The organism is Ruegeria sp. A3M17 (assembly GCF_003318255.1).
GTDB lineage: Bacteria > Pseudomonadota > Alphaproteobacteria > Rhodobacterales > Rhodobacteraceae > Ruegeria.
Window position 1 is genome coordinate 337350 of sequence record NZ_QOCF01000035.1, and the last position, 12420, is coordinate 349769.

General features: G+C 57.9%; 12 protein-coding genes. 7 read left to right on the forward strand and 5 right to left on the reverse strand.

Features of this window, described 5'->3' with window-relative positions; genetic code table 11:
* Positions 1–109 precede the first annotated feature (109 nt).
* From serA to DS906_RS20215, 4 genes are all read right to left on the reverse strand, one after another.
* Entirely contained in the window at positions 110–1705 is a 1596-nt protein-coding gene (serA, locus tag DS906_RS20200; RefSeq protein ID WP_058272633.1) for a phosphoglycerate dehydrogenase, read from the reverse strand.
* A gap of 58 nt (positions 1706–1763) precedes the next feature.
* Complete coding sequence (locus DS906_RS20205; RefSeq protein ID WP_113791835.1) at positions 1764–2918, reverse strand: phosphoserine transaminase; 1155 nt, start codon at positions 2916–2918, stop codon at positions 1764–1766.
* A 159-nt stretch (positions 2919–3077) separates the two neighbouring features.
* Positions 3078–4175, reverse strand: a complete 1098-nt coding sequence (locus tag DS906_RS20210; RefSeq protein WP_113791836.1) for a Gfo/Idh/MocA family protein — start codon at positions 4173–4175, stop codon at positions 3078–3080.
* 12 nt (positions 4176–4187) lie between these two features.
* Positions 4188–4898, reverse strand: coding sequence for a GntR family transcriptional regulator (locus DS906_RS20215; protein WP_113791837.1), 711 nt, complete (start codon positions 4896–4898; stop codon positions 4188–4190).
* Positions 4899–5004: 106 nt separating this feature from the next.
* On the opposite strand from DS906_RS20215, the gene DS906_RS20220 reads away from it, so the two are divergent.
* From DS906_RS20220 to dctP, 6 genes are read left to right on the forward strand one after another with little or no spacing between them, the layout of a single operon-like run.
* Positions 5005–6159 carry an LLM class flavin-dependent oxidoreductase gene (locus tag DS906_RS20220; RefSeq protein ID WP_113791838.1) on the forward strand — a complete coding sequence of 385 codons (1155 nt, stop codon included), beginning with the start codon at positions 5005–5007 and terminating at the stop codon, positions 6157–6159.
* Complete coding sequence (locus tag DS906_RS20225; RefSeq protein WP_113791839.1) at positions 6159–7049, forward strand: aldo/keto reductase family oxidoreductase; 891 nt, start codon at positions 6159–6161, stop codon at positions 7047–7049. Before DS906_RS20220 ends, DS906_RS20225 begins: the two co-directional genes overlap by 1 nt.
* On the forward strand, positions 7049–7564 hold the full coding sequence (locus tag DS906_RS20230; protein ID WP_199528609.1) for a flavin reductase family protein: 516 nt from the start codon (positions 7049–7051) through the stop codon (positions 7562–7564). Before DS906_RS20225 ends, DS906_RS20230 begins: the two co-directional genes overlap by 1 nt.
* Before the next feature lie 51 nt (positions 7565–7615).
* Positions 7616–8203, forward strand: a complete 588-nt coding sequence (locus tag DS906_RS20235) for a TRAP transporter small permease (RefSeq protein ID WP_113791841.1) — start codon at positions 7616–7618, stop codon at positions 8201–8203.
* Entirely contained in the window at positions 8204–9493 is a 1290-nt protein-coding gene (locus tag DS906_RS20240; RefSeq protein WP_058279679.1) for a TRAP transporter large permease, read from the forward strand. It begins immediately after the preceding gene.
* Between the two features lie 24 nt (positions 9494–9517).
* Positions 9518–10579 (forward strand): TRAP transporter substrate-binding protein DctP, encoded by a 1062-nt coding sequence (gene dctP, locus DS906_RS20245; protein ID WP_108861052.1) that lies wholly within the window; start codon positions 9518–9520, stop codon positions 10577–10579.
* A gap of 32 nt (positions 10580–10611) precedes the next feature.
* Here the strand turns inward: dctP and DS906_RS20250 are convergent, their stop codons facing one another.
* A complete protein-coding gene (locus DS906_RS20250) occupies positions 10612–11082 on the reverse strand; it encodes a tetratricopeptide repeat protein (protein WP_113791842.1) in 471 nt (156 codons plus the stop codon).
* 84 nt (positions 11083–11166) lie between these two features.
* Here DS906_RS20250 and DS906_RS20255 point away from each other — a divergent pair, with 84 nt between their 5' ends.
* Positions 11167–12366, forward strand: a complete 1200-nt coding sequence (locus DS906_RS20255; RefSeq protein ID WP_233494852.1) for a cytochrome-c peroxidase — start codon at positions 11167–11169, stop codon at positions 12364–12366.
* Positions 12367–12420 lie beyond the last annotated feature (54 nt).

Below are 12420 nucleotides of genomic sequence, written 5' to 3' on the forward strand. Positions count from 1 at the left end.
TCTTGGAATATGTCAGGCACTTTGTGCAACAACTCGATTGCAGAAAAAAGGCAATGCCCGCACATTTTTTGCACGGGCATCACCAAGGTCACAATTTTCGGGCCAAAACTCAGGCCACGTCAAATTCCAGCGGTTTGATCTGTGTGAATAGCCCCGTTTCCGCCAGTTTCGCCCGCGCTTCGGCTGGAACAGGTTCGTCCACGTACAGTAAAGCAATCGCTTCTCCGCCCGCTTCGGCACGGCCCAGCGTAAAGTTAGCGATGTTCACGTCGTTCTCGCCCATGGTCTGACCCAACGCGCCGATGATACCCGGAACGTCTTCGTTGGTGGTATAGAGCATATGGGCACCGACCTCGGCGTCGATGTTGATGCCTTTGATCTGGATAAAGCGCGGTTTGCCATCGCTGAAAACCGTGCCCCCGATCGAGCGTTCGCGCTTGTCGGTTACCACAGTCACCTTGATGTAGCCGTCAAAGACACCGGTCTTGTCCTGATTTGTGGTCGATAGCTGAATCCCGCGCTCTTTCGCTACAACCGGGGCCGACACCATGTTCACTTCCGGGTTGAACTTTTTCATGATCCCCGCAACCACAGCGCAGTTCAGGGCAGCCAGGTTCATCTCAGCCGCGACACCGTCATACAGGATGTTGATTGCCTTAACCGGTTCATCGGTCATCTGACCAATGAAACTGCCAAGGTGACCGGCCAGCTTGATCCATGGACCCATGACCTTGGCCTCTTCGGCGGTGACGCTGGGCATGTTCAGCGCGTTTTCCACTGCGCCTGTCAGCAGGTAGTTCGAGATCTGCTCAGCCACCTGCAGGGCAACATTTTCCTGCGCTTCGGTCGTTGCAGCGCCAAGGTGCGGCGTGCAGACGACGTTCGGCAAGTTGAACAGCGGGTTGTCCTTTGCCGGTTCTTCTTTGAACACGTCAAACGCGGCCCCTGCGACATGACCGGATTGCAGCATCTCGGCTAGCGCTTCTTCATCAACCAGACCACCACGGGCACAGTTGACGATACGTACACCAGGTTTGGTCTTGGCCAGATTTTCCCGGCTCAGGATATTGCGCGTTTGGTCGGTCAACGGCACGTGCAGAGTGATGAAATCGGCGCGGGCCAGCAATTCGTCCAGCTCGACCTTTTCGACGCCCATCTTGGCGGCTTTCTCTTCGCCCAAAAAGGGATCGTAGGCGACGACCTTCATCTTCAGGCCCAGCGCGCGTTCACAGACAATACCGCCAATGTTGCCCGCACCGATGACGCCGAGGGTCTTGTTGGTCAGCTCGATGCCCATGAATTTGGACTTTTCCCACTTGCCCGCGTGGGTGGACGTGCTGGCCTCGGGGATTTGACGCGCGACGGCGAACATCATTGCAATTGCGTGTTCGGCAGTGGTGATCATGTTGCCGAATGGTGTGTTCATGACGATCACACCCTTTTTTGACGCGGCATCCTTATCGACATTGTCGGTGCCGATACCAGCGCGGCCGATAACCTTCAGATTGTCGGCTTTTTCCAGCAGTGTCGGCGTGACCTTTGTGGCCGAACGGATAGCCAGACCGTCATATTGGCCAATCAGCTCGGCCAGCTTGTCCTTGTCCTTGCCCAGGTCGGGCATGAAATCCACGTCGATGCCGCGGTCGCGGAAGATCTGCACGGCGGTTTCGCTGAGTTTGTCGGATACGAGTACTTTGGGGGCCATGTTTGTGGTCCTTGAATGTCATGAAAAATCCGGGCCTGAGACGGCCCGGTAAAAAGGGTCAGGCAGCTTCTGTCTGGGCAGCGATCTCGGCCTCGAAAGCCCATGCCAGCCAGGGCAACATCGCCTCGATATCCGAGGTTTCAACCGTGCCACCGCACCAGATACGCAGGCCCGCAGGCGCGTCGCGGTAGGCTCCGATATCCAATGCGATTTCCTCGGCCTCGAGCCGCTTGGCCACGGCCTTGGCGAATGTCGCACCGTCCTGAATGCGTGTGTCGGTGAACTTCAGGCAGACCGAAGTGTTCGACTGTGTCGCCGCATCCTCTGCCAGATTGGCGATCCAGTCGTTTTGGTCGCAGAACGCGTGAACCGCACTAGCGTTGGCATTCGCACGGGCGATCAGGCCCTGCAAACCACCAACCGAGCGCGCCCAGTCCAGCGCAAAAAGGTAATCTTCGACCGCCAACATCGAGGGCGTGTTGATCGTTGCACCGGTAAAGATACCTTCGATCAGCTTGCCGCCCTTGGTCAGGCGGAAAATCTTCGGCAGGGGCCATGCAGGGGTGTAGCTTTCCAACCGCTCCACTGCGCGGGGGCTAAGGATCAACATCCCATGCGCCGCTTCACCGCCCAGCACTTTCTGCCAGCTAAACGTGGTCACATCCAGTTTGTCCCAGGGCAGGTCCATCGCAAAAGCTGCCGAGGTCGCGTCACAGATCGTCAGACCCCGACGGTCATCCGCGATCCAATCGCCATTGGGAACCCGGACGCCCGAAGTCGTGCCGTTCCACGTAAAGACAACGTCATTGGCAAAATCAACCGAGGCCAGATCAACGAGCTGACCGTAATCCGCGGTCTTCACCTCGGCGTCGATCTTCAGCTGTTTGACTACGTCGGTCACCCAGCCAGAGCCAAAGCTTTCCCAGGCCAGCATCTCGACCTTGCGTTCGCCCAACAGCGACCACAGGGCCATCTCAACCGCGCCAGTGTCCGAGGCGGGAACGATGCCGATCTTGTAATCCGCCGGAATGCCCAGCACTTCGCGCGTGCCTTCGATCGCGGCCTTCAGCTTGTCCTTGCCGACAGCTGCACGGTGCGACCGGCCCAGCGCGGCATCGGCCAGTTTGGTCAGATCAAATGTGGGGGGTTTGGCGCAGGGGCCCGAGGAAAAACGCGGATTTGCCGGCCGCGTCGCCGGTTGTTTAATGCTCATGTGTATTACCCTTACAGATACACGCCCCTCGTTGGGGAGGGGTGTCCCACAGACAGAGCTATTGCCTCGAGCGACGCCCAGCAAGCGGAAAAGACGCATCGGGTGCCAAAAACGACACCCGATTATGTGCGTATCTGGAACGCGGGTTTCCTATCGGCATCAAGACGAGAGGCGCACAGTCTCTCCGGTTTCCAAAGCCTGTTGCGCCGCCAAACCGATGCGCACGGCCCAAAGGCCATCGTTCAGGGTGACGTCAGGTTTTGCCTTTTCGCCTCGTAGAACAGCTAAGAACCCCTGATGTTGGTAGAAAGTCGAACCATTGTGGTCCCCGGCGGCCAACAGGCGCGGATCGACGGGGATCTCTTTGGTGACCGGACCTTTTGGGGCACGTGGGCTGACAATGATCTGCGGGACCGGCGGGGCGCCCAGATGATCCGGCCAGAACCGCCCCGGCCCCGGCACCAACGCTTCGATCTTGGCGTCTGGCCCAACGACCGAGATTTCCTCTTGATACCGTGATCCTTCGGCAAACATGCAAAGTTCCAGCATCGCGCGCGCGCCCGAGGCGAAGTCCACGATGACGTAGCCATGGTCCAAGATATCCGGCGTTTGCCCTTCGTAGTCTTCATCCAGATGATTGACCGCCTGCCCACCACTTGCAGTGACGCGCACCGGGTCGGATTGCAGGATTAGGCGCATGAGATCGAAGAAGTGACAGCATTTTTCGACAAACGTGCCGCCGGTGTTCCGGTTAAACCGGTTCCAGTTCCCGACTTTTTCCAGAAACGGAAATCGATGCTCGCGGATCGACAGCATCTTGACGCCGCCTGTTGCCTCGACCTCGGCAATCAGCGCGGCAATGGGCGGCATATAGCGGTATTCCATCGCCACCCAGATCGGGTGGGGATAGTCACGCTGCAGCGCCTCAAGCCGCGCCGCATCTGCCGGGTCGGTGAACAGAGGCTTCTCGACCAACAACGGCAAAGGGCGCGTTCGGGCGATTCCCTCAATTTGATCCACGTGCAGGTGATTGGGGCTGACGATGACAACGCAGTCCAGATCGTCGACCGCAAGCAATTCCTGCACCGAGGAAACCATCACCGCATCCGGCGCAATCGCTTGTGAGGCCTGTGCCATCTCGGCGTCCGGCTCAAAAATCGCTGAAACGCACGTGTCGTCCAGCAGGGCAATATTGTGCAGGTGTTCCTGCCCCATCATTCCGCATCCGATCAGCCCGTAGTGAATGGTCCGGGTCATGCGCAGTTCCTTTTATTTCAGTCGTTGGACATAGGTAGCCCGATCGGGGTCGAACCATGTTTTTGAAAACTCAACGGGTTCGGGTCGCTCAGACCAACTGAACCGTTCGATATAGCCAACCGTTTCTCCGGCCGGCTTGGTGAAATCAGGGGGCGTCCAATCTGGCAGCGCCCCAAGCGAAACCCTGTCTTCCGCCCGTGTTATCCAGAACCCCAACTGGTGCTGGTAGTACCGATAAAGCGAGTCCGACAGCAGCTGTCGATCAATCAAACCAGCGGACTCATCCAGCCAGATTTCTTCAACCGCGATAATTGTATCATTCAGGTAGCGCATTCGACGCACCCGCGATCCCATGTTCGACGAACCAAATCGCGGCAAATCTGCGGGCTTTTTCAGATGGCCAACTGACAGGATATCCGCCCGCGGCAACCCACCGCCTTCAGGCAGTTCCAAACGGAACATTGCATAGACGCTGTTTTGCGTTCCGGTCTCACGTACATAATTGCCCGAACCCTGAATACGCTCCAGCATCCCTTTTTTCTCAAGCTCAGCCAGCGATTTTCGCAGGGTCCCTACCGATACCTTAAGTTCGGCTGCCAGATCTCTTTCCGGCGGCAAGCGCTCGCCATCGATCAGGCGACCGGCGGCGATGTCGCGGATCAGAAGCTCGGCAATCTGAACATAAACCGGCAGGGCGTTCGGGTTTCGGTTGGCAGAAGACATATTTTGGCGCTTCACTCGGTCGCAGGAAAAATTGATACACCATTGATCTACATCAATGTGATTGCTACGCAAGAGGAAAGTGATAGCCCTGCGGAGAACGAATCAGATGACCATCGTCCCCATCACCTCACCCGATCTGGATGCGGCCGAGGTTTCGTGGTTCGCGGCGCTGTGTTCGGACGATTACCAGTTTCTTGGAATGCCTGATGGTGACCTGCGATCCAGCTGGGATCACTGCTCGGGCATCGTGAAAGAGGCCGAAGCGCAGGGTTTTCGCAATATCCTCTGCCCGTCGTCCTATCAGGTGGGGCAAGACACGTTGAGCTTTGTGGCGGGATGCGCGCCAATCACCGAAAAGATCAACATGCTGGCCGCTGTGCGCTGCGGCGAGATGCAACCGATTATGCTGGCTCGCACCATCGCAACGCTGGATCACATGCTAAAGGGGCGGTTGACGGTCAACATTATCTCATCCGATTTTCCCGGCGAGAAAGCCGACAGCGCCTATCGCTATCAGCGTTCGCGCGAAGTAGTGGAAATCCTGAAACAGGCCTGGACGCAGGATGAGATCAATCATGCGGGCGAGGTTTATAATTTCGCAGGGCTCACGACCGAGCCAGCGAAACCCTATCAAACCGGCGGGCCGCTGCTGTATTTCGGGGGCTACTCCCCGTCAGCTTTGGATCTGTGCGGTGAACATTGCGACGTCTATCTGATGTGGCCGGAAACCAAAGATCAACTGGCCGAACGGATGAAGGCCGTGCATGCGGTTGCGGAAAACTACAACCGAACATTGGATTACGGCCTGCGCGTCCACATGATCGTCCGCGACACCGAAGCCGAGGCGCAGGAATACGCCGATTACATCGTCTCAAAACTGGATGATGAATACGGCCGGGCAATTCGAGAACGCGCACTGGATGCAACGTCTCTGGGCGTGGCGCATCAGGCCAAAAACCGCGATCTGGCGGATGAATACGGCTATGTCGAACCCGGCCTATGGACCGGTGTAGGTCGTGCACGTTCCGGGTGCGGCGCGGCACTGGTCGGTTCAACCGATCAGGTTATGTCCAAGATCGAAGAATATCAGAAGATGGGCATCCGCGCCTTCATCTTCTCGGGCTATCCTCACATGGACGAGGCCCGCCATTTTGGCAGCCGTGTTATGCCTAACCTAAAAACCTGTTCCCTTCCCGAAGCCTACGGAAGGGTCCCTGCAAATACCCCGGCCACCCCGCTGGGCAATGGAGTTCGCCGCTGATGCAACGTGTAAAACTATCTGACTCGCTGGACATGAGCCGTCTTGTTTATGGCATGTGGCGGCTGGGCGATGATACGGATACATCGGCAGGCCATGTCGAGGCCAAGATTCACGCCTGTCTGGATCAGGGCATCACCACCTTCGATCAGGCCGATATCTATGGCGGATATGCCGCCGAGGCCGTTCTGGGCAACGCCCTGCGCGCAAATCCGGGCCTGCGTCAACGGATGGAGATCGTCACCAAATGTGACATCGTCGCGCCAATGGGCCGGTATGCGGACGCGAAGGCAAAATACTACGACACCTCACGCGCGCATATCCTGAAATCGGTTGAGACATCGCTGTCCGAAATGGCGATTGACCATATCGACCTTCTGCTGATCCACCGCCCCGATCCGTTCATGGATCATCACGAAACCGGTGCCACTCTGGATGAGGTTGTCGCCAGCGGCAAGGTCGGCGCGGTTGGTGTGTCCAATTTCCGCCCGTGGGACTGGAAACTGCTGCAATCAGCGATGAAAACCCAACTGGTCACCAACCAGATCGAGATTTCTCTGGGCGAGATCAGCCCCTTTACCAATGGTGATCTTGCCTTTCATCAGCAGCATGGTCAGCCGGTGATGGCCTGGTCGCCGCTGGGTGGCGGGTTGCTGATGGCCGGGAACCCTCCGGTCGGAGTTGTTGCGGATGAAATCGGCGAAGAGTTTAGTGTGGATCGCGCCGCTGTCGCCGTGGCGTTCCTGTTGGCGCACCCCGCTGGCATCCTGCCGGTTCTGGGCACCAACAATCTGGACCGGATCAAACGCATTTCCGACGCACTGAAAGTCAATCTGGATCGCGAAAGCTGGTTCCGCCTATACGAGGCGGCACTGGGGCATGAGGTACCATGATGAATGCAATCTCAAAGGACATGACCCACACATTCGTTCCCCACAGGGAGGACACCCGAACCCTGCGCGACGCTTTTGGTCGTTTTGCCACCGGTGTCACCGTTGTTACGTGTGACAGCACAGACGGGCCGGTCTGCATCACGGCCAACAGTTTCTCGTCCCTGTCTCTCGACCCACCACTTGTCATGTGGGCGGGCGACCGCAACTCTCGCCGGTTCCGTTACTTCCAAGAGGCACGGCATTTCAGCGTTCATGTCCTGTCGGCGGAACAGGCCGAGCTATGCTTCGGATGCTCGAAAGATGCGTTTGCGCTTCAGGATATCGACCACGACCGATGTGAAAACGGAACCCCGCTGCTGCCTGATTGCCTGGCCCGCTTCGAGTGCGAACAGCATGCGTATCACGATGCCGGCGACCACGTTATCGTTATAGGAAAGGTTTTGCGTGCCAGTATGGCAGAGGGAGACGCACTGACCTTCTACGCCGGAAAGCTCGGCCAATTCGCGCACCAATAAGCGCGGGATAACTGTCGCGGGAAAACCTGCGGCTGAAAAGGGAGGATCCGCATGGGCGGATTGACGTCGGTGCTTGCGCCGATCGCGATTGTAAATGAAACCGCGCTGCGATTGGGCCGCGCGGTTGGTGTCGTTGCGATCGCGCTGATGGTGCTCGCAATCCTGATACAGGTGTTCTTCAGATACGTTTTGGGCAATGCCCTCCCCTGGCCGGATGAGGCCGCTCGGTTCTGCATGTTATGGATGACCGGTCTGATGGCCCCCACCGCATTTCGGCGCGGAGGGTTCGTCGCCATCGACATGGTGCCCCTGATGCTGCCGCGTGGGATTGGGCAAACCCTGAACATCCTGCTGTTGCTGGTTTCGCTGGCCGTTTTGCTGGTGGCCGTCAAAATCGGCTGGTCCGAGGTCACCGGGTTTGGCGGCAAGTTCGCCACCGCTGCACTGTATTTGCCAACGTCCTTTGGGTTTGACGAGTGGTATCGCATCCCGCGCAGCTGGATGATGGCCTCGCTATTGGTGGGGGTCGTCCTGCTGATCTCAGTCAATATCGAGCTGATCCTGCGCGCCGTCGTAACCCTGTTGGGCGGCGGACATCTGCTGCCGGATATTGCCGATGCACCTGTGGGGGCCGAATAGATGCTGATATGGTTCCTACCCACATTTCTGGTATTTCTGCTGATCGGTCTGCCAGTCTTTTTCGCGTTGCTGGCCGCGCCCGGCATTCTTCTGTGGCTGAACGGTCAGACGGCCGACATCACGCTGCTCTATCGCAATGTCTATAACGGCATGGACAGCTTTCCACTGATGGCCATCCCCTTCTTCATGCTGGCCGGAGAACTGATGAACCGCGGTGGCATCACAATCCGTCTGGTTGAATTCAGTCAGGCCCTGATGGGCCATTTCCGTGGCGGTCTGGCGCATGTAAATGTGCTGAGTTCGATCCTGTTTGCCGGGCTTTCAGGTTCAGCAGTGGCCGACACCTCGGCCTTGGGTTCGATGCTGATCCCAGCGATGGAAAAACAGGGCTACACGCGGAAATTCGCTGCTGCGATCACAGCGGCCAGTTCCGTGATCGGGCCGATCATTCCGCCCTCGGGAATCATGATCATCTATGCCTATGTCATGGGCGAAAGCGTGGCAGCCCTGTTCCTAGCTGGTATTGTGCCGGGCGTGATGGTCGGCGTCGGCCTGATGCTGATGATCAAGGTCATGGCCGACAAGTACGACTTTCCCGTCGCCAGCCGGAAATACACCTGGGGCGAGCGCCGTCAGGCCAGCCTCAAGGCGTTTTTTCCACTTTTGACGCCTGTCATCATTCTGGGCGGTATTCTGGGTGGTATCTTCACCCCAACCGAGGCAGCCGCAGTTGCTGTCGGCTATGCGTTCCTCATCGGCTTTTTTGTCCTGCGCACACTGACCTTGAAAGAGGTGCCTGAAATTCTCAGCAATGCGGGTCTGACCTCGGCCGTCGTTTTGTTGCTGGTGGGTGCGGCGATGGCGTTCAAAACGGTGGTCAGCCTGAGCCATGCGCCCGAACAACTGGCCGAGTTGATCCTCAGCTTGTCGGAAAACCCGCTGATCCTGCTGTTCCTGATTAACCTGCTGCTGTTTGTCGTCGGCATGTTCCTGGACGCAGGACCGGCGATCATCATCCTTGGTCCGATCCTTGCCCCGATCTTCACTAGCCTAGGCGTCGATCCGATCCACTTTGCCATCATCATGAGCGTCAACCTGACCGTTGGTCTGGCCACGCCTCCGATGGGGCTGGTCCTGTTCGTGGCCGCCGCCGTGTCCCGCGAAAAGGTGGAAACCATTGCCAAGGCGATCCTGCCGTTTCTGGCCGTCGAAATCATAGTGATCTTCCTGATCACCTATATCCCCGCACTATCCATGACGATCCCGCGCATAACGGGATTTGCAAACTGACTGAGTATCACAGGGAGGAAACGCATGCTCGGAAGATTTATCAAAACAGCAGCCTTAGCGACATCGCTGGTTGCCGCATCGGCCATCGCGGCCACGGCAGCAGATTACACGCTGCGCGCCACGGCCAACTCGAATGAAAATGACGAGGATTATGACGGCCTGATCGTTTTCAAGAACTATGTCGAAGCGGCCTCAAACGGCGCGATCGAGGTCGAGCTGTTCATCGGCACGCAACTCTGTTCGAACGGGGCGGAGTGCCTGCAGGGTGTGGCGGACGGCACTATCGACATCTACATCTCTACCTCTGGTGGCGCATCGGGGATCTTCCCGTATGTGCAGGTTCTCGACCTGCCCTACCTGATGGCCGATGATCGCGTGGCCGAGCGTGTTCTGTCCGGTGACTTCACCCGCACGATGCGCGAGATGGCGTTGGAAGATTCCGGTGGCGCGATCCGTCTGATGACCATCGGCAATACCGGTGGCTGGCGGAACTTCGCGAACACGCAACGCCGGATCGCTGAACCCGCCGACATGGAAGGCTTGAAAATCCGTACCGTGGTCGCCGACCTGCCACAGGAACTGGTCAAGGCTCTGGGCGCGTCGCCCACGCCAATCCCGTGGCCCGAACTGTTCACCAGTTTCCAGACTGGCGTTGTTGAAGGATCCAAGAACGGCATCACCGACATCATGGGCATGAAGTTCCCGGATGCCGGTCTGCAATACGTCACGCTGGACGGCCACGCCTACATGGGTGCGCTGTGGTGGATGAACAACGCCAAGTTTCAGGAGATGCCCGAGGAATTGCGCCGCGTAGTTGTCGATGGGTTCTATGCCCTGCAGCAAGCGACCTTTGCTTCGCCCAAGCGCAAGTCGATCCAGGCCTATGAAGATTTCGTCGCAGGTGGAGGTGATCTGTACGTTCCAACTCCCGAACAGAAAGCTGCGTTTAAAGATGCTGCGACGCCTGTTTACGAGTGGTTCCAGTCCAACGTTGCCCGTGGTGACCAAATCTTTGCCGCGCTGACCGAGGCCGTGTCCATTGCAGAAGGTGAGATCAACGCATCCCGCGATGCGGACCTGAACTAAGCAACACTGGGTCGGGCTCTTGGCCCGGCCTTTTACCGAAACGGGTACATCCACCCTTTGTAGTCATTGACCAGAACATGCGCCCTTTCGATCTGCTCCGGCGACATTTTCTTGACCACTTCCTCAAGGCTGATCGCCGCATCGGGATCGCCGCCAATAGCGCTGAGCGTGTACCACATATACGCCCGCACCAGATCGGGCGCAGGCACGCCCAGACCCAACTCATAGTACCAGCCAACGCCAGATTGCGCCCCCGGATGCCCTTTCATCGAGGCGCGCAGGTACCATTCAAACGCCCTTTCATAGTCTTGCTCGACGCCCAGCCCAAGGCCGTACATCACGCCAATCAGTTCCTCTGCCTCGGCATTGCCCGATCGGGCAGCGGGCATCAGTTCCTCGCGCGCGGCCTCGAACGCGCCGGCCTCCATCATATCGCGGGCCTGCTCCAGCTCGGCCAGCGCTGGGGTCGCAAGACAGCAAACGGCAAATACAAACTGGCGCATGGGGCTGTTTTCCTTTTCGTCGGTGCGGCGGCGGCGCAGGACTTACCGCGCCCACTGACGGATGATGACTTCATCGCCTTTGATATGGAACAGGCCGCCATCGGTCATCAACTGTTTTACGATCCGATCCTGTCCGGCAATCAGAACATCACCTGCGCCCATTGCCATCACCCGGATTTCGGCACGTCCGACGGGTTATCGCTGGGCATCGGTGAGGGTGGTCAGGGGCTCGGCCCAGACCGAACCCCTGGAACCGGAGCGGAAAAAATCCGCAAACGTATTCCGCGCAATTCGCCGGGTCTATGGAACCTAGGGGCAAAAGACATTCATACGGTTTTCCATGATGGCCGCCTGAGTATTTCAGACGTGTATGGCAATGGTTTCAACTCACCTGCGCACGAATGGTTGCCCGAGGGATTGAACTCGCTCCTTGCTGCGCAGGCGCTGTTCCCGCTGACCTCGCAGTTCGAAATGGCCGGGAACGTGGCCGAAAACCAGGTTACCGGGGCCGTGCACGACCGAATCGACAAAGGCTGGCCGATCCTGGCCAAACGCGTCCGCACCGATCCGCGCTATGGCCCGGCAATGGTCGCCGCATTTGACGAGATCGAGACGACCGAAGACATCTCGATCACACAAATCGCCAACGCTCTGGCGGCGTTCATGGCCACCGAATGGCGCAGCACCAACAGCCCATTTGATCGGTATCTGGCCGGGGACACAAATGCTCTGTTGCCGGCCCAACAGAACGGAATGAACCTGTTCTACGGAAAAGCACAATGCTCTAACTGCCATTTCGGTCCGCTGATGTCCGATCAGGAATTCCACGCTCTGGCCCTGCCACCCTTTGGTCCCGGTCGTACCCGGCAGTGGGATCCCTATGTTCGCGATGTGGGCCGGATGGGCGAAAGTGACCGGCTTGAGGATGCCTATCGCTTCCGTACTCCGATGCTGCGCAACGTGGCCTTGACCGCACCTTACGGCCATAACGGAGCCTTTCCTGACCTTGAAAGCATGATCCGCCATCACCTAGACCCTGTGTCCAGTTTCGCAAACTGGACACCAGAAATGGCGCAATTACCCAGTGTACCATGGCTGCAAAAGGCAGATTTCGTTGTTTGGCAGGACCAGTATGAGATGCAGCGTGTGCGCAGCAAGATCGACATCGCTCCGGTGAAACTATCGCAAACAGAGATCAGCAGCCTCGTCTCATTTCTGCACGCCCTGACCGGAACCAGCATAGACACGCCACCCTTTGGCGTACCCGCTGGCTTCTCACCCTAAGAAAAACCCCCGCTTTTCAACGGGGGCTTTGATTTTACTCTGCGGCTTCTTCGT

What these genes read in the sequence shown, in the direction of transcription:
- DS906_RS20250 (WP_113791842.1), bottom strand. Translation starts at nt 11,082, where the DNA reads ATGCGCCAGTTTGTATTTGCCGTTTGCTGTCTTGCGACCCCAGCGCTG.
- DS906_RS20230 (WP_199528609.1), top strand. Translation starts at nt 7,049, where the DNA reads ATGAATGCAATCTCAAAGGACATGACCCACACATTCGTTCCCCACAGG.
- DS906_RS20215 (WP_113791837.1), bottom strand. Translation starts at nt 4,898, where the DNA reads ATGTCTTCTGCCAACCGAAACCCGAACGCCCTGCCGGTTTATGTTCAG.
- serA (WP_058272633.1), bottom strand. Translation starts at nt 1,705, where the DNA reads ATGGCCCCCAAAGTACTCGTATCCGACAAACTCAGCGAAACCGCCGTG.
- DS906_RS20255 (WP_233494852.1), top strand. Translation starts at nt 11,167, where the DNA reads ATGGAACAGGCCGCCATCGGTCATCAACTGTTTTACGATCCGATCCTG.
- DS906_RS20205 (WP_113791835.1), bottom strand. Translation starts at nt 2,918, where the DNA reads ATGAGCATTAAACAACCGGCGACGCGGCCGGCAAATCCGCGTTTTTCC.
- DS906_RS20210 (WP_113791836.1), bottom strand. Translation starts at nt 4,175, where the DNA reads ATGACCCGGACCATTCACTACGGGCTGATCGGATGCGGAATGATGGGG.
- DS906_RS20235 (WP_113791841.1), top strand. Translation starts at nt 7,616, where the DNA reads ATGGGCGGATTGACGTCGGTGCTTGCGCCGATCGCGATTGTAAATGAA.
- DS906_RS20220 (WP_113791838.1), top strand. Translation starts at nt 5,005, where the DNA reads ATGACCATCGTCCCCATCACCTCACCCGATCTGGATGCGGCCGAGGTT.
- DS906_RS20225 (WP_113791839.1), top strand. Translation starts at nt 6,159, where the DNA reads ATGCAACGTGTAAAACTATCTGACTCGCTGGACATGAGCCGTCTTGTT.
- dctP (WP_108861052.1), top strand. Translation starts at nt 9,518, where the DNA reads ATGCTCGGAAGATTTATCAAAACAGCAGCCTTAGCGACATCGCTGGTT.
- DS906_RS20240 (WP_058279679.1), top strand. Translation starts at nt 8,204, where the DNA reads ATGCTGATATGGTTCCTACCCACATTTCTGGTATTTCTGCTGATCGGT.